Here is a 20,537-nt window from a genome sequence, read left to right on the forward strand (position 1 = left end):
GAGCCAGGCTGGAGTACCATTAACCGCATGGCAGGCAAACGCTACATCGCGCTGCTGCGCGGGATTAATGTTGGCAGGGCAAAGCGGGTCCCGATGGCGGACCTGTGCAAGCTCGTCGCCAGCCTGGGCTTCGGCGACGTGCGCAGCGTGCTCAACAGCGGCAACGTGGTCTTCAGCGGCGCGCCGGCGACGCCTGCCGCCGCAGCTGCCGCGATCGAGGAGCAGCTGGTGCTGCGCCTGGGCGTGGCCTCGCGCGTGACCGTGCTGGCCAGCGACGAGCTGGCCCAGCTGATCGACGAGAACCCGCTGGTCGGCGTGGCTACCGACCCGTCGCGGCTGCTGGCCTTCGTGCTGGCCGACCCCGGCCTGCGCTCGCTGCTGGAGCCGCTGTGCGGGCAGCCGTGGGCACCCGGCGCCCTCGCGCTGGGCCGGCGCGCAGCCTATGTCTGGTGTCCTGACGGGGTGCTGGACAGTGCGGCGGCGGCGGCCGTTGGCAAACTGCTGGGCGACAAGACCACCTCGCGCAACTGGGCCACCTTGTCCAAACTGCACGCCCTGTGCCGTGAGACTGGGCCCCAGTTGTAGCGTGGGCGAAACACCCATGCGCCGCGCATAGTGCGTGCGCGCAAGAAGCCCCTTAGAATCCCCGGACATCAAGATGCCGGGAAGGAAAAATGGACAAGGACCTGCTGAAGGGATTGGCGATTGTCGCGGGAATCGTTGCCGCGGTCGCGCTGGCGTTCGTGTTCGGATCGCGCTCGGGGCCGCAAAAGGCGGAGTGCATCGCCCGCGCGCTCAAGAGCGGCGTGGCCTACGCCAACATCGACAAGACCTGCCGCCTGAGCAGCCACGCCAATTGATGCGAACGGCTTCTTATTTGAATTTTTCGCTGCTGTCGCGGCGCGCGCGGTAGCCGATCAGCACCAGGCCAAGCAGCATCATTGCGAATACCTCTGGCTCGGGCAGCTCGGACATGCGGGGGGCGGGCAGCACCGTGGGCACCGCGGGCGCCAGCGCCAGGTCGGGCACGCGCTGCATGCGCACCGGCTGGGCCTGCGCGGCAGGCTCTTGCGGGAAAAGATCGACGACGGTGGCGTGGGCGCTGCCCACACCGAACGCAAGCGCTGCTGCAAGTGCGAATCTGTTCACGGTCGTTCCCCCTTCTGGTGCCAGGCCTTGCCTGCTGAGCGAATGGATCACGCGGATGCGGCACTACCGGACCCACGCCAGAGCATAACAAAAAGCCAGCGCACGTCGCGCCCGATTGAACCCGCCGGCACGCCGCGCCACACGCGTGGATCTACGCAACACATTGTTGGCCAACGACGCCGCGCCGGCCTGCATAAAGATCATTTCCACGCGCTTTTTTTGACGACGCGATAACGAAATTTGACAGCTCGCCAACGAAAAGTTTGCCGATTTCGCCACGCCAGAATATTTTCGGAAAAGCCGTATACACCTCGCTTTTCTTTACGGGTATAGTCTCCATATCCCCATTGCCTTCGGGCATCACAAGAATGTCAGACGACTCAGTTTGACGCGCCCCAGCGGCCCCGCGCCGCCGCCTTTCCAGCTTATCCAAGGCCTACGGAAGGCAACGCTGTTTTGCAATGTCGCATCACGCGCATCCACATTTGTAGAGTACCGATAATGCCCAACTTTGCCCGACTCCAGATTGCCTTCAAGAACGTGTACGTCCGCATCCTGACGGCCGTGCTGCTTGGCATCGGCGTTGGCTTGTTCATCTACAAGTCCAACGTGCCGCAGGATCCGAGCCCGGTGATCCATTCCCAGAATATTGCCGAGATTACCCAGCTGGCCTCGCAAAAGGACCGCCTCGACTACCTGCTGGTGGCCCGGCCGCTGTCGGACGCGCCGCGCTACGTCTTTAAATTCAGGGGTTCGTCCGAGCTGCACGTGGTGAAGGTGCCGAGCACCTCGCACCTGTCGCTCGAGCGCGAAGTGCTGCTCAAGAACGCCATTCCCTATTCGATCGCCAAGGATGACTACCTGGCCTCGCACAAGGCAGTGCTGGAAGAGGAGGGCGGCTTCGCCTCGGCCGCGTTCGACTTCGTCAAGGCGCACGGCCTGAACATCGCCATCGTGCTGCTGATCCTGTACAGCCTGAAGTTCGGCATCCCCGGCATGGGCACCAGCGCCTCGATGATTACCCCTGACAAGCTCAAGGGCAGCCTGGACGACCTGATCGGCATGGACGACATCAAGCAGGAAGTGCTGCACCTGGAAGACATGATCCGCAACCGCGAGCTCTACCAGCAGCACAACATCGACAAGCCCTTCAACGTGATGCTGACCGGCCCCGCGGGCACCGGCAAGACCAAGCTGGTGGGCTACCTGGCCAAGCGCCTCGACATCCCGATGATCTCGGCCTCCGGTTCGGCGCTGGAATCGGGCTACGTGGGTGGCGGCTCGAAAGCGCTCAACGCGCTGTACCGCAAGGCCGCCGCCAAGGGCCGCTGCATCATCTTCCTGGATGAAGCGCAGAGCCTGTTCATGCCGCGCGGCCGCAGCGAGAAGAAGTGGGAAGACGATACCGCCAACACCCTGCTGGGCTTGCTGGACGGCGTGAAGAGCGACAAGGGCCAGGGCGTGATCTGGGTGGTGGCCTCGAACTTCGACGACGCCTCGACCGAGATGGACGAAGCGATGCTGCGCCGCTTCTCGGTGAAGATCAATTTCCGCCTGCCGAACAAGGCCGAGCGCCGCGAACTGCTCAAGAGCTTCCTGTCGCGCAAGAAGGAAGGCCTGGTCGCGTGGGACGACCTCGACCTGGACCAGGTGGCGGAAATCACCACCAACCTGTCGCCGGCGCTGCTGGAATCGGTGGTGGAGCGCGCCAGCATGATCTCGATCCAGGAGAAGAAGATCATCAATACCGACCTGATGTTCCGCGCCTTCGAGCGGGCCACCATCGGCCTGACCGACCGCGCCACCACGGCCGAAAAACACAAGCAGCGCGAGCGTGTGGCGCTGCACGAGCTGGGCCACTTCTTCATGCAGATCGACCCGCATCTGCGCGCTGGCCTGCCGCTGGCCCAGGTGAAGGAGAAGTCGCACCTCATCAAGATCAGCACCGAGGCGGTGTCGAAGATCGGCGCGCTGGGCTACGTGCTGCAGTCGAACGACGACATGAGCCTGCGCACGCTGGAAGAGCTCGAGCGCGACGTGGTCGGCCTGTACGGCGGCGTGGCGGCCGAGGAGCTGTTCTACGGCGCGCGCGGCATCTCGGTGGGCAGCCAGAACGACATCGAGAAAGTGACCAAGATGCTCAACCTGATGGTCAGCCGCCTGTCGATGTACTCGCGCTCGAAGATCGACTACAGCCAGCTGCAGCAGGACGGCGCCGCCGAGCGCACGCTGCGCCAGGTGGAGCAGAAATCGGACGAGCTGTACAACTACACGCTCGCTTCGATGCGCGACTACAAGGAAGTGATCGAGTCGCTCAAGGACACGCTGCTCGACCAGTACGTGCTGTCCAAGGACGCCGTGTTCGCGCTGCTGGAACAGCGCAGCGCCATGCTGCCGGCAGGCCCCGTGGTGTCGCGCCCGGCCAGCCTGAAGCTGTGCGAGGAAGAGGCCGAGGAAGCGGTCGCGTAATACCGCTTTCTGCAGAGACAAGGCCCGCCCACAGCGCACGCTGCCGGCGGGCCTTTTCGTTCGCGCTGTTTGTGTTAAGTGTTGACCTATGTCCGTCGTTCCCGCGAAGGCGGGAACCCATACTGAGCTTGCCTGCAGGCGGTCTATGGATCCCCGCCTGCGCGGGGACGACGAGGCAGAGTTCGTAATTCCCCGAGATCAATGCCGCACTGAAAGAGCGTTCGTCGCCAGACGAGCCAGCGCAAGAAAGTTCCAACTAGACGCCGTCCTCTAATCCGCGATCAGTTGACCGACCTATAATGGTCCGATTGGTCAAGAGACCTGATCCGGGAGGAGGAGACAATGAGCCGCAGAGCTTTCGTAACCGGCGTGGGCATGATCCCGTTCGCCAAACCGGGCGCCAGCGCCCCGTACCACGAGATGGGCGCACAGGCCGCCCGCGCCGCGCTGCACGATGCCGGCCTGTCCTACGATGACATCGAGCAGGCTTACGTCGGCTACGTGTACGGCGACTCGACTTGCGGCCAGAAGGCCCTGTATCCGGTCGGCATGACCGGCATCCCCATCGTCAACGTCAACAACAACTGCTCGACCGGCTCGACCGCGCTGTTCCTAGCGCGCCAGGCGGTGGCCAGCGGCGCGGCCGACTGCGTGCTGGTGCTCGGCTTCGAGCAGATGAGCCCGGGCGCACTGGCCTCGGTCTTCACCGACCGTCCCACCCCGTTCGACGACTTCGACGCCGTGACCGACCGCCTGGTCGGCAAGCCCGAGATCCCGCTGGCGCTGCGCTACTTTGGCGGCGCGGGCCTGGCGCACATGGAAAAGTACGGCACGCCGCTGGAGGCGTTCGCGATGATCCGCGCCAAGGCCAGCCGCCACGCCGTGAACAACCCGCTGGCGCTGTTCCGCAAGGAGGTGAGCACGCAGGACGTGATGGACGCGCCGGTGATCTGGCCGGGCGTGATGACGCGCTTGATGGCCTGCCCTCCCACCTGCGGCGCCGCCGCAGCGGTGCTGGTGTCCGAGGAATTTGCCGCCAAACGCGGCCTGAAGAAGGACGTGTTCATTGCCGCGCAGGCCATGACCACCGACCGCCCAAGCACCTTCGAATCGAACGACATGATGCGCCTGGTCGGCTACGACATGAGCCGCGAGGCCGCCGCCAAGGTGTACGAACAGGCCGGCATCGGCGCGGACGACATCGACGTGGTCGAACTGCACGACTGCTTCGCGCACAACGAGCTGATCACCTACGAGGCGCTTGGCCTGTGCCCGGAAGGCGGCGCCGACAAGTTCATCCGCGACGGCGACAACACCTATGGCGGCAAGGTCGTCACCAACCCGTCGGGTGGCCTGCTGTCCAAGGGGCACCCGCTGGGCGCCACCGGCCTGGCCCAGTGCTTTGAACTGACGCACCAGCTGCGCGGCAGCGCCGGCGCGCGCCAGGTCGAGGACGCGCGCCTGGCCCTGCAGCACAACCTGGGGCTGGGCGGGGCCTGCGTCGTCACGCTGTACCAGCGCGCATGAAAGCGATCATCGATTCGCCGTGGATGACGGCGGAGCTGGAAGGCTTTCGCGATGCGGTGCGCCGCTTTGTCGCGCACGAGATCGCGCCGCACCAGGAGCGCTGGCGCGAGCAGCAGCATGTGGACCGCGACCTGTGGAACAAGGCCGGCGACATGGGCCTGCTGCTGGCCGACATTCCCGAAGAGTACGGCGGCTCGGGCGGCAGCTTTGCGCACATGGCCGTGGTGTTCGAGGAGCTGGCCTACGCCGGCGACATGAACTTTGGCCTGCACGTGCATGCCATCGTCGCGCACTACCTGCTCAACCAGGGCACGGAAGAACAGAAGCGCAAGTACCTGCCCAAGCTGGCCAGCGGCGAGATGGTCGCGGCCATTGCGATGTCCGAACCCGGCGCCGGCTCCGACCTCAAAGGCATTCGCACCACGGCGGTCAAGGGCGCTAACGGCTACCGCGTGAACGGCTCCAAGACCTTCATCTCGAACGGCTACCTGGCCGACCTGGTGCTGGTGGTGGCCAAGACCGAGCCGGCCGCCGGCGCCAAGGGCATCTCGCTGATGCTGCTGGAAACGCGCGACAATCCGGGCTTTCGCGTCGGCCGCATCCTCGAGAAGGTCGGGCAGAAGGGCCAGGACACCTGCGAGCTGTTCTTCGACGACGCCCACGTCCCGCTTGAAAACGTGCTGGGTGGTGAAGAGGGCAAGGGCTTCGTCCAGCTGATGACCGAGCTGCCGTACGAGCGCACGCTGGTGGCGATTGTCGGCGTGGCCTCGATCGAGCGCGCGCTGGAGCTGACGGTGGCGCACGCGCGCGAGCGCAAGGCGTTCGGCCAGGCCCTGATCGACATGCAGAACACGCGCTTTGCGCTGGCCGAGATCAAGACCGAGGCCACGGTCGCCCGCGTCTTCCTCGACCGCTGCATCGAGGACATGATGGCAGGGCGCATGGACACGGTGCGCGCCTCCATGGCCAAGTACTGGATCACCGACCTGCAGTGCAAGGTGGTGGACCAGTGCGTGCAGCTCTTCGGCGGCTATGGCTACATGCTCGAATATCCGATCGCGCAGATGTACGTGGACGCGCGCGTGCAGCGCATTTACGGCGGGGCGAACGAGATCATGAAAGAGATCATCGCCCGCTCGCTATAGGAGGCAGCATGGCCGGACCGCTCGCAGGACTGCGCGTGATCGAAATGGTGGGCCTTGGCCCGTGTCCGTTCGCGGCGATGATGTTGGCCGACATGGGCGCGGACGTGATCCGCATCGACCGCAAGGGCGCGCACGTGAAGGACGTGTTCCCCATGCTCGGCACCAAATACGACGTGATGGCGCGCGGCCGCCGTTCGCTGGCGCTGGACTTGAAGCGCCCCGAGGCCAAGGACGCACTGCTGCAATTGGTGGACAAGGCCGACGTGCTGCTGGAGGGTTACCGTCCCGGCGTGATGGAGCGCCTTGGCCTGGGCCCGGACGTGTGCCAGGCGCGCAACCCGAAGCTGGTGTACGGCCGCATCACCGGCTGGGGCCAGGACGGGCCGCTCGCGCACGCCGCCGGCCACGACATCAACTACATCGCCCTGTCCGGCATGCTGCACGCGATGGGCAGGGCCGGCACGCCGCCCGCGCCGCCGCTCAACCTCGTCGGCGACTTTGGCGGCGGCGGCATGCTGCTCGCGTTCGGCGTCGTCTGCGCGGTGCTCGAAGCGCGCCAGTCGGGCAAGGGGCAGGTGGTGGACGCTGCCATGGTCGACGGCGCTGCGCTGCTGGGCGCGATGATGTACGGCCTGCGTGCCTGCGGCATGTGGGGAAGCGCGCGCGAGGCCAACGTGCTCGATGGTGGCGCGCCTTTCTACGACACCTATGCTTGCGCGGACGGCAAATTCGTCGCGGTGGGCGCGATCGAGCCGCAGTTCTACGAACAACTGCTGGCGCTGGCGCGCGCCGAGGACCCGGCTTTTGCCAACCAGTGGAGCCAGCGCGACTGGCCGCGCCTGAAGGACAAGTTCGCCGCCCTGTTCAAGACCCGCACCCGCGACGAGTGGTGCAAGCTGCTGGAAGGCTCGGACGCCTGCTTTGCGCCCGTGCTGGACATGGCCGAAGCGCCGGACCACCCGCACAACCGGGAACGCGGCACCTTCATGCAGGTGGACGGCGTGACCCAGCCCGCCCCGGCGCCGCGCTTTTCGCGCACCCCGGCCGGCCCCGCCCAGCCGCTCGCGGCGGAGGACGGCGCCGCCATCCTCAAGGCCTGGGACGTGCCGGCCGAGTCAATCGAAACGCTGAGGGCGGCTAAACTCATATAGCATGGCTTGCGAGCACCTGAGCTAGAATCGTCTCGCATGACCAAGGAACGTGAACTGCGCCAATCGAAGAACCTCGCGCTGCTGTTTTTCTGCGGCGCGGCGGCCCTGTTCGCGGTGTCGCTGGCGCTGCCGGTGGCGTGGTGGTCCGAACTGCTCAAGGCCTTTTCCGAGGCCGCCATGGTCGGCGCGCTGGCCGACTGGTTCGCGGTGGTGGCGCTGTTCCGGCGCGTGCCCATTCCGCTGGTGTCGCGCCACACCGAGATCATCCCCGCCAACAAGGACAAGATCGCCGACAACCTGGCCGCCTTCGTGCGCGACAAGTTCCTCGACACCGAATCGATCGTCGGCCTGATCCACAAGCACGACCCCGCACAGAAGGTGGCCGACTGGCTGGTCCAGCCCGCGAACACCGAGCGCGTAGGCACCTACGTCACCAAGGCGGCGGCGTGGGCGCTCGACTTCACCGAAGACGCGGCGGTGCAGAACTTCATGGCCAGGGCAGTGCACACGATGGTGGGGCAGGTGGACCTGTCGCGCTCTGCCGGCACGGTGCTCGAAAGCCTCACGCGCGAAGGCCGCCACCAGCAGCTGCTCGACGAAGCGATCGAGCAGCTGGCCAAGCTGCTGCAGAACGAGGAGACGCAGGGCTACATCGCCCAAGGCATCGTGGACTGGCTGCGCGAGGAATACGCCTTCATCGAACGCATGCTGCCGTCCGAGATGATCGGCCGTAAAGGCGCCGACATCGCGGTGCGGCTGGCCGCCGGCATCCTCGAGCGGGTGAGCGAGGACCGCGCGCATCCGCTGCGCCAGCGCTTCGACAGTTTCGCGCACGAGTTCATCGAACGACTCAAGACCGACGAGGCGTTTTTGCAGAAGGGCGAGGAGATCAAGCGCTACCTGCTGGAAGACGAAACGCTCAACGCCTACCTCAAGTCGCTGTGGCACGACCTGAAAGCGTGGCTCAAGCGCGATCTGGACAGCGCGGACTCGCAGCTCGCGCGCCGGGTGGCCGCAACCGGCGCCTGGGTCGGGCGGATGCTGGCCGAGGACCCGGGACTGCGCCGCTCGCTCAACGACAGCCTGGAAGCGGCATCGCGCGGCGCGGCGCCCGAATTCGCCGCCTTCCTGACGCGCCACATCGCCGACACGGTGAAGAACTGGGACAGCCGCGAGATGTCGGAGCAGGTCGAGCTCAACATCGGCAAGGACCTGCAGTACATCCGCATCAACGGCACCGTGGTCGGCGGGCTGATTGGCGTGCTGCTGTACCTGCTGTCGCACGCCCGCCAGCTGCTGGCCTAGCGGATCGCCACGCCCCAGGGCAGCTCGTCCACCTTCACGTCCGCCACGCGCTTGTTGGTGGCCGTGTCGATGACCGAAACCGTGCCGGAACGGCCGTTGGCCACATACAGCTTCTTGCCGTCGGGCGTGATCGCCATGTTCCAGGGACGCTCGCCGACCTGGATCGACGCCACGAAGCGCCGGCTGGCCGCATCGAACACATCGACGCGCGCGCCGCGCCCGCTGGACACGTACACCTTCGCGCCATCCGGCGACACCGTCACGCCATTGGAGAACGGGCCGGCCTTGAACGGCGTGGCGCTGCGGGTGGCCATGTCGATCGCGTACAGGGTGCCGTCCAGCTCGCAGGCTACGTAAGCCGTCTTCCCGTCCGGCGCAAAGCCGATGCCGCGCGGGCGTTTGCCCACCGCCACCGAGCCCGCCACCTTCTTCTGCGCCACGTCCACGATGTCCACCTGCGCGCCATCCTCCGCGCCCACCAGCACCCAGCGCCCGTCCGGGCTGAATGCCGTGTGTTCGGGGTTCTTGCCTGGCACCTGGACGGTCCACTTGCGGTGCTCGCCGCCGGTTTCGACCAGCACCACGCCGTTGGTGGTTTCGCTGGCCGCCGCCAGCAGGCTGCCGTCGCTGGACAGGTCGATGCCCTCGGGCGATTCTCCCAGGCCGATGCGCTCGCGCACCGTGCCGCCAACGAGCTCCACCACCAGCAGCGCGTTGGCGGTCTGGTCGCTCACGTACAGGGTGGCGCCATCCGGGCTGATCGCGATCCCGCGCGGCTTGCCGCCGGTGCCGATGGTGCGCGCCACCTTGTCGGTGCCGGTGTCGATCACGCTGACGGTGCCCGATTTCTCGTTTGGCACATAGGCCAGCGGTGCCGCCAGCGCCGCGCCGGTTGCGGCGCACAGGAACGCAGCGGCGATTGCACTTCGCATGTTCATGTCGTTTCTCCCTCATGGATGAGCCGACCACAGCATAGCCAATCCGCCGATTTCGCCTCGCGCAATTGATGAGGCGCCATACCCGCCTCAGCCGTGCGTCAGCATTTGTAGGAATGCGATATACATATCATATTGATAACAAAATTGGACGGGAGGCCACGCGATGAAGTCGAACCCCTGCCGCAGGTTCATGCTGTTGGCGTCGGCGCTGGCGGCCATCGGGCTGGCCGCGCAGGCCGCCCCGCCGGCGGACGACGGCCAGTGGCCCATGGCGGCCAAGGATTACGCCAACACACGCTACAGCGCGCTCGAGCAGATCACCCCAGGCAACGTCAAGAATCTCAAGGTCGCGTTCACGTTTTCGATGGGGGTAGAGGCCGGGCAGGAGGCCGCCCCGGTGGTCGTCAACGACACCATGTACCTGGTCGCCCCGTATCCCAACTACCTGTACGCGCTGGACCTGACCAAGCCGGGCGCGCCGATGAAATGGAAGTTCGAGCCCAAGCCCAACGCCACCGCCCAGGGCGTGGCCTGCTGCGACGTGGTCAACCGTGGCGTGGCCTACGCCGACGGCAAGATCTTCATGAACACGCTGGACGGCCAGACCATCGCGGTGGATGCCGCCAGCGGCAAGGAAGTCTGGCGCACCCAATTGGGCAACATCAAGAAGGGCGAAACCATCACCATGGCCCCGCTGGTGGTCAAGGGCAAGGTGTTGGTCGGCAACAGCGGCGGCGAGCTGGGCGTGCGCGGCTGGCTGGTCGCCCTCGATGCCGGCAGCGGTAAGGAAGTGTGGCGCGCCTTTAGCACCGGACCCGACAAGGACGTGCTGATCGGCGCCGATTTCAAGCCGTATTACGAGTCCGAGCGCGGCAAGGACCTGGGCGTGAAGAGCTGGCCGCCCGAGGCGTGGAAGATCGGCGGCGGCAACGTCTGGGGCTGGGTGTCGTACGATCCCGAAACCGACCTGGTCTACTACGGCACCGCCAATCCAGGGCCGTGGAACCCGGAGCAGCGCCCCGGCGACAACAAGTGGACTGCCGGCATTTTCGCGCGCAAGGCGGACGACGGCGCAGCGCGTTGGTTCTACCAGTTCAGCCCGCACGACCTGCACGACTACGACGGCGTCAACGAAAATGTGCTGCTCGACATCCCGTACAAGGGCGCGCAGCGCAAGATCCTGGTGCACCCGGACCGCAACGGCTACGTGTACGTGATCGACCGCGCCAGCGGCCAGGTGCTCGCGGCGGACCCGTTCGTGCACATCACCACCACCGAGGGCGTCGATCTCAAGACCGGCAAGCTCAAATACAACCCGCAGAAGCAGCCGAGCGTGGGCAAGGTGGTGCGCGACATTTGCCCGGCTTCGGTGGGCGGCAAGGACTGGCAGCCGTCCGCGTGGTCGCCGCGCACCGGGCTGCTCTACATCCCGCACCAGAACATCTGCCAGGACACCGACACCTACGACGTCTCGTACATCGCCGGCACCCCCTACGTGGGCGTGGACAACAAGATGACCGCCGGCCCGGGCGGCAACCGCGGCCTGTTCACGGCCTGGGACGTGGCGGCCGGGCGCAAGCGCTGGTCGATTCCCGAGCGCTTTCCGGTCTGGAGCGGGGCGCTGGCCACCGGCGGCGACGTGGTCTTCTACGGCACCATGGATGGCTGGTTCAAGGCGGTGGACGCCAAGAGCGGCTCCCCGCTGTGGCAGTTCAAGGTGGGCTCGGGCATCGTCGGCCAGCCGGTCTCGTACCGTGGGCCGGACGGCAAGCAGTACATCGCGGTGCTGTCGGGCGTGGGCGGCTGGGCCGGCTCGATCGTGTCGGGCGGGCTGGACGCGCGCGACGGCACCGCGGCCAACGGCTTCGTCAACGTGACCAAGGACCTGCCCCAGTACACCGGCAAGGGAGGCATGCTGTATGTCTTCGCGCTTCCCTGAACCGCTGCGCGCGGCGTTCGCGCTGCTGCTGGCCGGCTGTGGCGTCGCATGCGCCGCCGAACAGCCCGAACTGCGCGTGTGCGCCGACCCGGACAACCCGCCGTACTCGCTGCGCGACCAATCCGGTTTCGAGAACCGCATCGCGCAGCTGGTGGCCGACGACATGGGGGCCAGGCTCACCTACTTCTGGCAGGAGCAGGGCCGCGGCTTCGTGCGCAAGACCATGGGCGCGGGCCAGTGCGACCTGTTCATCGGCGTGCCGGCCGGGTTCGAGCGCGTGCTCACCACGCGGCCGTACTATCGCTCGACCTACGTCGCCGTGTTTCGCAACGGGACCACGCCGTTCGAAGGCTTCGATGCAGAGGCGCTGCGCAGCCGGCGCATTGGCGTGCAGCTGATCGGCGACGACCTGGCCACCAGCCCGCCCGGCTACGCGCTGGCCCGGGCTGGCCTCATCGACAACGTACGCGGCTACGCGCTTTATGGCGACGGCCCGGCGGCGCGGCGCATGGTGGACGCGGTGGCCTCGGGCCAGATCGACCTTGCGCTCGTGTGGGGGCCGCAGGCCGGCTACTTTGCCCACCGCGCGGGGCTCGCGCTCACGCCGGCGAGCGCGCCGCCCGGGCTGCCGGTGCCGTTCGAGTTTTCGATTGCAATGGGCGTGCGCAAGGGCGACAAGGCGCTGCGCGACCGGCTCGACGAGATCCTGCAGCGCCGCCGCGCCGACGTCCAGGCCATCCTGGCCAGCTATTTCGTACCGACGGTGGCCATGCCCCAACGCGTGGCCGACCAGACAGGGGGAGCGCAACCATGAGGCAGCCTGCCATCAATCCTTTGCTGTTGTGCGCACTCGCCGTGCCGCTGCTGGCGGCGGGCTGCTACCGCGAGCAGCGCCCGACCAAGGCGCCGCCGGCCGCATCCTCGACCCAGGGCCGCTCGTACGGGGCAAGCGTCGATGCCCCGGTCAAGAACCGCTACGAGGAAAACGCTTTCGCCGTCTCGCAGGGAAAACAGTGGTTCCGCGCCTACAACTGCGCCGGCTGCCACGGGCAGGGTGGCGGCGGCATGGGGCCGCCGCTCATGGATGACAAGTGGCGCTACGGATCGGACCCGGAGAGCATCTTCAATTCGATCTCGCAGGGGCGCCCGAACGGCATGCCCTCGTTCGGCGCGCATGTGCCGGAAGACCAGATCTGGCAGCTGGTGGCCTACGTGCGTTCGATGAGCGGCCAGCTGCGCGAGGACGTGGCCGGCACGCGCAGCGACAATCTATCCGCCAGCAAGCCCGAGTCACGCCGCAAGAAGGAGACGCCGACCCATGAGCAAACCCCCGCGGTGGAGCATTGACATGGCAGCCATGACCGGACGAGCTATCGCGCTATGGCTGGCGGTCGCGGCGAGCGCGTCGGCGGCGCCCCCGACGCCGCAGGATGCGCTGCACGCGGCCGGCCCGCAGGCTGCCCACATCGGCGACCTGTGGAACTTCACGCTCGGCCTGTGCACGCTCGTGTTCGTGCTGGTGCTCGGCGCCTGCCTGGTGGCCCTGTGGCGCGCACCCAAGGTGCCCCAGCGGACGGCGCCGGACATGACTTCGCTGGCCCAGCCGGAGCGGCGCGTGCACCGCGTGGTTGGCTGGGGTGTCGGCGTGTCGATCGTCGGGCTGCTGGCGCTGCTGGCCGCGGACGTGTTCACCAGCCGCGCGCTGGCCCGGCTGCCGCTGCGCGACGCCGTCAACATCGAGCTGGTCGGGCACCAGTGGTGGTGGGAGGCGCGCTACCAGTACGACGATCCGTCGAAGAACTTCGTTACCGCGAACGAGCTGCACATCCCGGTCGGGCGCCCGGTCGTGATCACCCTGCGCAGCAACGACGTGATCCACTCGCTGTGGGTGCCCAACCTGCACGGCAAGCGCGACCTGATCCCGGGGCGCACCGCGGTCCTGCGCTTCCAGGCCGACAAACCCGGCACCTACCGCAGCCAGTGCGCCGAGTTCTGCGGCCTGGAGCACGCGATGATGGCGCTCTTGGTGGTGGCCGAACCGTCGTCGGTGTACGAGGCGTGGGCGATGCACCAGAACGCGTCCGCCACGCCGCCCGCCGATGCGCTCGCCCAGCGCGGCCAGCAGGTCTTCCAGGGCAAGACCTGCGTGATGTGCCACACCGTGAGCGGCACCGAAGCGCAGGGCAAATTCGGCCCCGACCTGACCCATCTTGCCGGCCGCAGCACCATTGCCGCCGGCATGTTCCCCAACAACCGTGGCCACCTGGGCGGCTGGATCGCGGACCCGCAATCGCTCAAGCCCGGCGTGAACATGCCGTCCAACGCGCTCGAGCCGGACGACCTGCAAGCCTTGCTGGCTTACCTGGAGACGCTGAAATGAATACCGTATCCGCGCCCCTGCCGCGCTTGCCGGCACACGAAGCGGCCGAGCTGCAGCAGACCTGGAGCGATCCGCCAGGCCTGATCGGCTGGCTGTCGGCCGTCAACCACAAGACGATCAGCACGCGCTTCATGGTCACCACGTTTGCGTTTTTTGTCGCCGGCGGCATCCTGGCCGCGCTGATGCGGCTGCAGCTGGCCCGCCCCGACAGCAAACTGATGGGACCGGACTTCTACAACCAGCTGTTCACGATGCACGGCAGTACGATGATGTTCCTGTTCGCGGTGCCGGTGATGCAGGCCGTGGCGATCTATCTGGTGCCGCTGATGATCGGCGCGCGCAGCGTCGCCTTCCCGCGCATGAATGCGTTCGCGTACTGGATCTTCACCTTCGGCGGGCTGATGCTCTACATCGGCTTCTTCCTCGACATTGGCCCGGACGCCGGCTGGTTCGCCTACGTGCCGCTGTCCGGGCCCCAGTTCTCGCCCGGCAAACGGGTGGATTTCTGGGCCCAGATGATCACCTTCACCGAGCTGGCCGCGCTGATGGAAGCGATCGTCATCATCACCACGGTCCTCAAGATGCGCGCGCCCGGCATGACCCTGAACCGCATGCCGCTGTTCGTGTGGACCATGCTGGTGACCTCGTTCATGGTGCTGTTCGCGATGCCGGCGGTGATGTTGTCCAGCACCGCGCTGATCCTCGACCGCCTGGTCGGCACCCACTTCTTCAACCCGGGGGAGGGCGGCGACGCGCTCTTGTGGCAGCACCTGTTCTGGTTCTTCGGCCACCCCGAGGTGTACCTGATCTTCATTCCGCCGCTCGGCTTCATCTCCAGCATCATCCCCACCTTTGCGCGCCGCCCGGTGGTCGGCTACCCGGCCATGGTGCTGGCGCTGATCGCCACCGCTTTTCTCGCGTTCGGCCTGTGGGTGCACCACATGTTCGCCACCAATTTGCCGGAGCTGGGCAAGACCTTCTTCACCGCGGCCAGCCTGATGATCGCCATTCCGACGAGCGTGCAGATCTTCTGCTGGATCGCCACGCTCTGGACCGGGCGTATCCACTTCAAGACGCCGCTCCTGTTCGTGCTCGCCTTTTTTGCGATCCTGCTGCTGGGCGGGCTCACGGGCCTGATGCTCGCATCGGTGGCGCTCGACACCCAGCTGCACGACACCTTCTTCGTCGTCGCCCACCTGCACTACGTGCTGCTGGGCGGCGCGGTGTTCCCGCTGTTCGGCGCTTTCTACTACTGGTTCCCCAAGTTCACCGGGCGCATGCTCGACGAGCGCCTGGGCCGCTGGAACTTCTGGCTGTTCTTCATCGGCTTTAACGTCACCTTCTTCCCGATGCACATCCTCGGCCTGCAAGGCATGCCGCGCCGGATCTACACCTATCCCCAAGAGATGGGCTGGGGCGGCATGAACCTGCTGGCCTCGATCGGCGCGCTCACGATCGCGATCAGCGTCCTGCTCTTCATCATCAACGTGCTCAAGAGCCGGCGCCACGGCGAACTGGCGGGCGACGACCCGTGGGGCGCCGGCACGCTGGAATGGGCCGTGGCATCGCCACCGCCGGCTGGCAACTTCGAGCTCATGCCAGTTGTGCATGGCCGCGACCCGCTGTGGGAGCCGCAGGGCTCGCCGTCGCACGTGACGGGGCTGACCAACAAGCACCGGGAAGTGCTGATCACCTCCGTCAACGACGCCGAGCTCGATCACCGCCTGTGGCTGCCGTCGTCCTCGATCTGGCCCTTCCTGTCCGCGGTGGCGGTCACGATCCTGTTCATCGGCTCGATCTTCACGCCGTGGGCCGTGGTGTGGGCCTCGATTCCGGTCGCCATCGGCACCACGTTCTGGTTCTGGCCCAAGCGCCGCACGTCCGAACTGCGCGCGGCCTCGGAGGTACGCCCATGACCCCGCCGATCGAACGCACCTCGACCCGCAGCGGTGACGCCCTCGACGTGCGTCACCTGCCGACCTTCGCCTTCAGCCACCGTAGCCCCATGTGGTGGGGCACCATGGGCCTGATGGCGATCGAAGGCACGGTGTTCGCGCTGGCGGTCATGACCTACTTCTACCTGCGCAGCCACGCCAGCCGCTGGCCGATGAGCCAATTCCCGCCCGACCTGATCTGGGGTACGGCCAACACCTTCATCATGCTGGGCAGCGTGATCCCGAACTGGCTCGCCAAGCGTGCCGCCGAAAAGCTCGACCTGCAGCAGGTACGCGTCTGGATGGTCGTTTGCATGCTGTTCGCCACCGCCTTCCTGGTGCTGCGCGTGTTCGAGTTCAAGGCACTGAACACCAGCTGGGACAGCGACGCCTACGGCTCGGCCGTGTGGATGCTGATGGGGCTGCACACCACCCACCTGATCACCGATTTTTACGATTCGCTGGTGCTCACGGTGCTCATGTTCACCGGGCCGCTCGAAGGCAAGCGCTTCGTGGACGTGAGCGAGAACGCGGCTTACTGGTACTTCGTGGTGGTGAGCTGGATCCCGATTTACGCTGTCGTTTACTGGGGGGCGCGGCTGTGAGCCGCGACGAGAACATGGCAAACTGGCCCGCCCTGTTGGTCGCCCCGTCGCTGGCACTGACCAACCTGTCGATCACCTATGCGCTCACCACGCCCGAATGCTCGCACCAGTCCGACGTGGCGATGCATATCGTCTCGGCGGTTATCCTCGCGATCTGCGTGCTGCTCACCTTGCAGGCGTGGCGCAACTGGCTGGCGCAGGGCGGCGGCTCGGTCACTCCGCCAAGGCAGGACGACGCGGCGGTGCGCGGCCGCTTCATGTCGGCCGTCGCCGGCATGGTCGGCACGCTGTCCAGCCTTGTCGTCTTCGCACAGTGGTTTCCGCAATGGGTATTGTCGCCATGCGCCATTGGCTGATCCTTCCGCTCCCGTGGCTCGTAGCCGCCGGCGCGTTCGCCCACGACGTCGAAGAAGAGCACGCCACCGGCGAGGCGCTCGGCTGGGGCGCCGAGTGGTGGGTGCTTGCGCTGCTGGCGTTGTCGCTGATGCTCTACGTCGTCGGCGCACGCAGGCTGTGGCCGCGCATGAGCCACTCGCGCCCTCGCTTTGCGCGCCAGGCTGCCTGCTTCGCCTGCGGCTGGCTGGTGTTGGCGCTGGCCTTGGCCTCGCCTATCGATGGCGGCGGCAGCCTGGCCTTTTCGGCGCACATGGTGCAGCACGAATTGCTGATGATCGTCGCCGCGCCTTTGATGGTGCTCGGGCGGCCGCTTGGCGTATGGGTGTGGGCGCTGCCGTCATCGATGCGTACCGGTGTGGGATCGGTCACGCACGCGCGGGCGATCTCATTGTTCTGGGACGCGATCACGCGTCCGGTCAATGCCTGGATCCTGCACTTTGCCGCATTGTGGATGTGGCACGTGCCAGGCTTCTTCCAGGCCGCACTCAGGAACAACGGCATCCACGCGCTGCAGCACGCCAGCTTCCTGTTCTCCGCGCTGCTGTTCTGGTGGGCCGTGCTGGGCAAGCAGGTCGGCAGCGGCGCGCGCGGCCACGCGATGATCTCGCTGTTCTCGACCATGATGCACACCGGTGCGCTGGGCGCCCTGTTCACGTTTTCGGAATCGGTGTGGTACCCGGCCTACGGCGACAGTGCCTGGCACGCGTTCGGGCTGAGTGCGCTGGAAGACCAGCAGCTCGGCGGGCTCATCATGTGGATTCCGGGCGGGCTTGCCTACGTGGCCGCAGGTCTGGCCTTGATGGCGGGCTGGCTGGCCGAACGGCGGCCGACAATGTTGATGGGAGCTGATCGATGAAACCTGCGTATCTGCTGATCGTGCTGGCGGCATCGCTCGCGGCGTGCAGCAAGCCGCCTTCCGTTGAACCGCTCACCGGCGGCAATCCGCGCGCCGGCCAGCAGCTTATCGAAAGCTTCGGCTGCGCCAGCTGCCACCAGATCAAGGGCATTGCGCATGCCGACAGCAAGGTCGGTCCCTCGCTCAAGGAGATCAAGGACAGCAGTTATGTGGCCGGCGTGCTGCCCAACAGTGCAGACAACCTGATGAAGTGGATCGAGCACCCACGCGCGATCAACCCGAAAACCGCCATGCCTGAACTTGGCGTCACACCGGCCCAGGCCCGCGACATCGCGGCCTACCTCTACAGCCAGTAAGCTCTATCCCTTAGCCTGTAAACCGTCATTCCCGCGAAGGCGGGAATCCATAGACGGTGTGAACGGATGACCGGCCAGCAACGACCACAGGTTTGTGTTCAAATTCACGGATTAACGTGGAAGGAGAGCCGTCCGTGGAAAAGCGCTACAGCACGCAAAACGTCGATTGGAAAGCCATCGCAGCCTTGTTTGCCGAGGTCGGCTGGGGTGAGCGCCAGCCGGAGCAGATCCGCGCGGCGTTCGAAAAGAGCAGCCATGTGATCTTCCTATACGAGGGCGCGGAACTGGTTGCGTTCGGCCGCACGATGGACGATGGCTGCTATTACGCGATGCTGGTCGATGTGTTGGTCAAGCCGTTCTGCCAGGGCAGGGGGCTGGGACGCGAGATCGTGGACCACCTGCGCGAGCAGCTCGCCGGCTACAAGTTCGTGACCCTGACCGCCGCTGTGGGCAAGGACGACTTCTACCTCAAGCTCGGCTGGTCGCGCCAGAAGTCGGCGATGATCTGGCCAATGTCGGAGCAGCAGCGTGAGGCACATGTTTTGAAATGAACATCACAATGCACTGTGACGGTGGTCCGAGACTTCGTGCTCAATTAGCAGCTCAGCTCTTCAAGTCCGTCGCTTATTTCGCGCAATCGTTTGGTAAGACCTTCAGTTGCGCTTGATCGCTTGAGAGCGTCTTTCCATTGACTTAACGACGATTTAAACACTCTACTCCTTAGGCGTAGATAGATTAGCGCTTGAGTCGAAAGATAGATGGTAGCCGCATGCACAGCAAGTCTGAACGAGTTTTCCGTACCGGCAGCTGTCAAATTTCCCCCGCCCACAAAGGGCGTTAGTCCGAGCGAAAGCGAATGTGTACTTTGGGAGAAGAGATTATATAGACCCGATTCCACAGTGCTACTTAGCGGTCGATCTCCACGGTACCTTTGCGGAATGTATGGCGAACCTCCGAGGAGAAGTTTCTTCTGATGAGGTACATCTAGCCCCTTAAAGATCGTGTTTCGGGACAGCTCTTCCAAGGACCAGACCCTTGCCGCATCGCCGAAGGGGCGGGGAGAAATGCCTAACCGGTGATGTATCTTTCGTAGATCGGTTGCGTGATTTAGACTGAACAGATGAAGTCGAAATTCAAATTCGTCTTTGGAGATGCCCGGTTCAAGTAAGTAGGCCATCGCATTATGTGCCTCCATAATGCACCGGGTTAGTATGCAAATAGCGGCAACGTCAAGCTCGGCGTTCCTGCTGGACGGGTCTGCTGCCTCGCATAGGCTGATGATCGATTGCCCATGGCGAACGGCTTTCGTGAACAGGGCATGGCCATAGTATGTGCGATAGCTAGTCGGAAATGTGTTGCTGGCTTTCGCGAGTACGGCTTCGCAAATTTGTACAGTACCTTTGATCTTAGAATCGTTCACATTGAGACTCAGCAATGGTTCAGAGTGGGACGTAGCGACCAAGGTCGCGACCGATCAAGCCACTCGTCGAAAATTGTAGGCCACTGAAACCAAAGCGACCCCCATATCGAGTAGATTTTTTGTTGCGGAAATGCGACGGGAGGTTTCGCATTTTCTCGCCACTACAAGCATCACTGCGTGTCACCGAGTATCACGGCATTTCACGGCACGTCACTCTTGAAAAGGAGCCGTTTTAACCGTGGCCAAAATAGTCGATGATCAGCCAAAAATTGCGCAATACTAGTACTACCCGAAAGAAAAGGGCCGGTTCGTTTGACCGGCCCCGGGTGCAACCACACGTTGGAGCATCACTTCACTATGACGATAACGATCGAAAGCTGCAAACTGAAGTTTTCCATTGCCTTGAGTACGCAGTTGATCATCTCGTGCCTGATGATCACCCTCGTATCAATGCCGATGGTATAACACTCCCAAGTGTCCGATAGGGAGGTCTCGTACACCTCGCTATCGGACACCGTTACAGTATTCCAGCACAATCTTTCCGTCAAAAGGTTTCTTCACCGCGCCGGGAGCAGATTCCACTTATCTAAGGCTGGCTCATTGCGCGTGATTAGCGGAAACCGCCGCTGTACAGCGCTCGCTGTTGACCGGGGACCACGGGGGGGGGAATTCGAAAACTGCACAGTTGTATCCGCCGCGCTGGACGAGCATCGACCGATGAGGGTTTGAAGATGAAGCGAGACTGGGCGGAAGAGCCGTAGAGTGCTCTTGCCGGGGCCGAATGAGGAAATTCCAGCGATGTATCGAACCTGTGTGCAACACCAAGGCAAGGACGCAATGAAAAAGCCGCTGAACCTTTCGGAACAGCGGCTTTCGTATTCTGGTGGTGATAGTTGGACTTGAACCAACGACCCTAGCATTATGAATGCTATGCTCTAACCAACTGAGCTATATCACCTGCAACGAC

Annotated in this window: 19 protein-coding genes and 1 tRNA gene; 17 read left to right on the plus strand and 3 right to left on the minus strand. The window is 64.9% G+C overall.

Annotation, left to right across the window (positions count from 1 at the left end; genetic code table 11):
• The first annotated feature begins 27 nt into the window (after positions 1-27).
• Together NX774_RS18135 and NX774_RS18140 are read left to right on the plus strand one after the other, a co-directional pair.
• A complete protein-coding gene (locus NX774_RS18135; protein WP_258823665.1) occupies positions 28-585 on the plus strand; it encodes a DUF1697 domain-containing protein in 558 nt (185 codons plus the stop codon).
• Between the two features lie 89 nt (positions 586-674).
• Positions 675-860 carry a hypothetical protein gene (locus NX774_RS18140; RefSeq protein ID WP_258823666.1) on the plus strand — a complete coding sequence of 62 codons (186 nt, stop codon included), beginning with the start codon at positions 675-677 and terminating at the stop codon, positions 858-860.
• 13 nt (positions 861-873) lie between these two features.
• On the opposite strand, the gene NX774_RS18145 is transcribed toward NX774_RS18140, so the two are convergent.
• Positions 874-1,149, minus strand: a complete 276-nt coding sequence (locus NX774_RS18145) for a PEP-CTERM sorting domain-containing protein (RefSeq protein WP_258823667.1) — start codon at positions 1,147-1,149, stop codon at positions 874-876.
• 501 nt (positions 1,150-1,650) lie between these two features.
• Between NX774_RS18145 and NX774_RS18150 the strand changes: the two genes are divergently transcribed.
• The 5 genes from NX774_RS18150 (at position 1,651) to NX774_RS18170 (ending at position 8,746) form a co-directional block, all read left to right on the plus strand.
• Positions 1,651-3,618, plus strand: coding sequence for an AAA family ATPase (locus NX774_RS18150; RefSeq protein WP_258823668.1), 1,968 nt, complete (start codon positions 1,651-1,653; stop codon positions 3,616-3,618).
• Between the two features lie 342 nt (positions 3,619-3,960).
• On the plus strand, positions 3,961-5,145 hold the full coding sequence (locus NX774_RS18155) for a lipid-transfer protein (RefSeq protein WP_258823669.1): 1,185 nt from the start codon (positions 3,961-3,963) through the stop codon (positions 5,143-5,145).
• Positions 5,142-6,290 (plus strand): acyl-CoA dehydrogenase family protein, encoded by a 1,149-nt coding sequence (locus NX774_RS18160; RefSeq protein WP_258823670.1) that lies wholly within the window; start codon positions 5,142-5,144, stop codon positions 6,288-6,290. The genes NX774_RS18155 and NX774_RS18160 overlap by 4 nt, the downstream gene beginning before the upstream one ends.
• An 8-nt stretch (positions 6,291-6,298) precedes the next feature.
• Positions 6,299-7,441, plus strand: coding sequence for a CaiB/BaiF CoA transferase family protein (locus NX774_RS18165; RefSeq protein WP_258823671.1), 1,143 nt, complete (start codon positions 6,299-6,301; stop codon positions 7,439-7,441).
• A gap of 36 nt (positions 7,442-7,477) precedes the next feature.
• Positions 7,478-8,746 carry a DUF445 domain-containing protein gene (locus tag NX774_RS18170; RefSeq protein ID WP_258823672.1) on the plus strand — a complete coding sequence of 423 codons (1,269 nt, stop codon included), beginning with the start codon at positions 7,478-7,480 and terminating at the stop codon, positions 8,744-8,746.
• Here NX774_RS18170 and NX774_RS18175 read toward each other — a convergent pair.
• Positions 8,743-9,684: a beta-propeller fold lactonase family protein gene (locus tag NX774_RS18175; protein ID WP_258823673.1), complete on the minus strand. Its 942-nt coding sequence runs from the start codon at positions 9,682-9,684 to the stop codon at positions 8,743-8,745. The two genes, NX774_RS18170 and NX774_RS18175, sit on opposite strands and share 4 nt — an antisense overlap.
• Before the next feature lie 163 nt (positions 9,685-9,847).
• On the opposite strand from NX774_RS18175, the gene NX774_RS18180 reads away from it, so the two are divergent.
• The 10 genes from NX774_RS18180 to NX774_RS18225 all read left to right on the plus strand — a co-directional run bounded on the left by NX774_RS18180 (position 9,848) and on the right by NX774_RS18225 (position 18,701).
• Complete coding sequence (locus NX774_RS18180) at positions 9,848-11,623, plus strand: methanol/ethanol family PQQ-dependent dehydrogenase (protein ID WP_258823674.1); 1,776 nt, start codon at positions 9,848-9,850, stop codon at positions 11,621-11,623.
• Positions 11,604-12,437 carry a quinoprotein dehydrogenase-associated putative ABC transporter substrate-binding protein gene (locus tag NX774_RS18185; protein ID WP_258823675.1) on the plus strand — a complete coding sequence of 278 codons (834 nt, stop codon included), beginning with the start codon at positions 11,604-11,606 and terminating at the stop codon, positions 12,435-12,437. The genes NX774_RS18180 and NX774_RS18185 overlap by 20 nt, the downstream gene beginning before the upstream one ends.
• A complete protein-coding gene (locus NX774_RS18190; protein WP_258823676.1) occupies positions 12,434-12,970 on the plus strand; it encodes a c-type cytochrome in 537 nt (178 codons plus the stop codon). Before NX774_RS18185 ends, NX774_RS18190 begins: the two co-directional genes overlap by 4 nt.
• Before the next feature lies 1 nt (position 12,971).
• Positions 12,972-14,003, plus strand: a complete 1,032-nt coding sequence (coxB, locus tag NX774_RS18195; RefSeq protein WP_258823677.1) for a cytochrome c oxidase subunit II — start codon at positions 12,972-12,974, stop codon at positions 14,001-14,003.
• A complete protein-coding gene (gene ctaD, locus NX774_RS18200) occupies positions 14,000-15,919 on the plus strand; it encodes a cytochrome c oxidase subunit I (RefSeq protein ID WP_258823678.1) in 1,920 nt (639 codons plus the stop codon). Before coxB ends, ctaD begins: the two co-directional genes overlap by 4 nt.
• On the plus strand, positions 15,916-16,542 hold the full coding sequence (locus NX774_RS18205; protein WP_258823679.1) for a cytochrome c oxidase subunit 3: 627 nt from the start codon (positions 15,916-15,918) through the stop codon (positions 16,540-16,542). Before ctaD ends, NX774_RS18205 begins: the two co-directional genes overlap by 4 nt.
• 14 nt (positions 16,543-16,556) lie before the next feature.
• Complete coding sequence (locus NX774_RS18210) at positions 16,557-16,898, plus strand: hypothetical protein (protein WP_258823680.1); 342 nt, start codon at positions 16,557-16,559, stop codon at positions 16,896-16,898.
• Complete coding sequence (locus tag NX774_RS18215; protein WP_258823681.1) at positions 16,868-17,794, plus strand: cytochrome c oxidase assembly protein; 927 nt, start codon at positions 16,868-16,870, stop codon at positions 17,792-17,794. Before NX774_RS18210 ends, NX774_RS18215 begins: the two co-directional genes overlap by 31 nt.
• The gene (locus NX774_RS18220; protein ID WP_258823682.1) at positions 17,791-18,150 is read left to right on the plus strand and encodes a c-type cytochrome; all 360 of its coding nucleotides are present in this window, start codon (positions 17,791-17,793) and stop codon (positions 18,148-18,150) included. The genes NX774_RS18215 and NX774_RS18220 overlap by 4 nt, the downstream gene beginning before the upstream one ends.
• Before the next feature lie 134 nt (positions 18,151-18,284).
• Positions 18,285-18,701, plus strand: a complete 417-nt coding sequence (locus tag NX774_RS18225; protein WP_258823683.1) for a GNAT family N-acetyltransferase — start codon at positions 18,285-18,287, stop codon at positions 18,699-18,701.
• A gap of 1,750 nt (positions 18,702-20,451) precedes the next feature.
• On the opposite strand, the gene NX774_RS18230 is transcribed toward NX774_RS18225, so the two are convergent.
• Positions 20,452-20,528, minus strand: a tRNA-Met gene (locus NX774_RS18230).
• Between the last annotated feature and the right edge of the window lie 9 nt (positions 20,529-20,537).

The sequence above is a fragment of the Massilia agilis genome (assembly GCF_024756255.1).
In the GTDB taxonomy this organism is placed as follows: Bacteria; Pseudomonadota; Gammaproteobacteria; order Burkholderiales; family Burkholderiaceae_D; genus Telluria; species Telluria agilis.

What these genes read in the sequence shown, in the direction of transcription:
- NX774_RS18135 (WP_258823665.1), top strand. Translation starts at nt 28, where the DNA reads ATGGCAGGCAAACGCTACATCGCGCTGCTGCGCGGGATTAATGTTGGC.
- NX774_RS18140 (WP_258823666.1), top strand. Translation starts at nt 675, where the DNA reads ATGGACAAGGACCTGCTGAAGGGATTGGCGATTGTCGCGGGAATCGTT.
- NX774_RS18150 (WP_258823668.1), top strand. Translation starts at nt 1,651, where the DNA reads ATGCCCAACTTTGCCCGACTCCAGATTGCCTTCAAGAACGTGTACGTC.
- NX774_RS18155 (WP_258823669.1), top strand. Translation starts at nt 3,961, where the DNA reads ATGAGCCGCAGAGCTTTCGTAACCGGCGTGGGCATGATCCCGTTCGCC.
- NX774_RS18160 (WP_258823670.1), top strand. Translation starts at nt 5,142, where the DNA reads ATGAAAGCGATCATCGATTCGCCGTGGATGACGGCGGAGCTGGAAGGC.
- NX774_RS18165 (WP_258823671.1), top strand. Translation starts at nt 6,299, where the DNA reads ATGGCCGGACCGCTCGCAGGACTGCGCGTGATCGAAATGGTGGGCCTT.
- NX774_RS18170 (WP_258823672.1), top strand. Translation starts at nt 7,478, where the DNA reads ATGACCAAGGAACGTGAACTGCGCCAATCGAAGAACCTCGCGCTGCTG.
- NX774_RS18175 (WP_258823673.1), bottom strand. Translation starts at nt 9,684, where the DNA reads ATGAACATGCGAAGTGCAATCGCCGCTGCGTTCCTGTGCGCCGCAACC.
- NX774_RS18180 (WP_258823674.1), top strand. Translation starts at nt 9,848, where the DNA reads ATGAAGTCGAACCCCTGCCGCAGGTTCATGCTGTTGGCGTCGGCGCTG.
- NX774_RS18185 (WP_258823675.1), top strand. Translation starts at nt 11,604, where the DNA reads ATGTCTTCGCGCTTCCCTGAACCGCTGCGCGCGGCGTTCGCGCTGCTG.
- NX774_RS18190 (WP_258823676.1), top strand. Translation starts at nt 12,434, where the DNA reads ATGAGGCAGCCTGCCATCAATCCTTTGCTGTTGTGCGCACTCGCCGTG.
- coxB (WP_258823677.1), top strand. Translation starts at nt 12,972, where the DNA reads ATGGCAGCCATGACCGGACGAGCTATCGCGCTATGGCTGGCGGTCGCG.
- ctaD (WP_258823678.1), top strand. Translation starts at nt 14,000, where the DNA reads ATGAATACCGTATCCGCGCCCCTGCCGCGCTTGCCGGCACACGAAGCG.
- NX774_RS18205 (WP_258823679.1), top strand. Translation starts at nt 15,916, where the DNA reads ATGACCCCGCCGATCGAACGCACCTCGACCCGCAGCGGTGACGCCCTC.
- NX774_RS18210 (WP_258823680.1), top strand. Translation starts at nt 16,557, where the DNA reads ATGGCAAACTGGCCCGCCCTGTTGGTCGCCCCGTCGCTGGCACTGACC.
- NX774_RS18215 (WP_258823681.1), top strand. Translation starts at nt 16,868, where the DNA reads ATGGGTATTGTCGCCATGCGCCATTGGCTGATCCTTCCGCTCCCGTGG.
- NX774_RS18220 (WP_258823682.1), top strand. Translation starts at nt 17,791, where the DNA reads ATGAAACCTGCGTATCTGCTGATCGTGCTGGCGGCATCGCTCGCGGCG.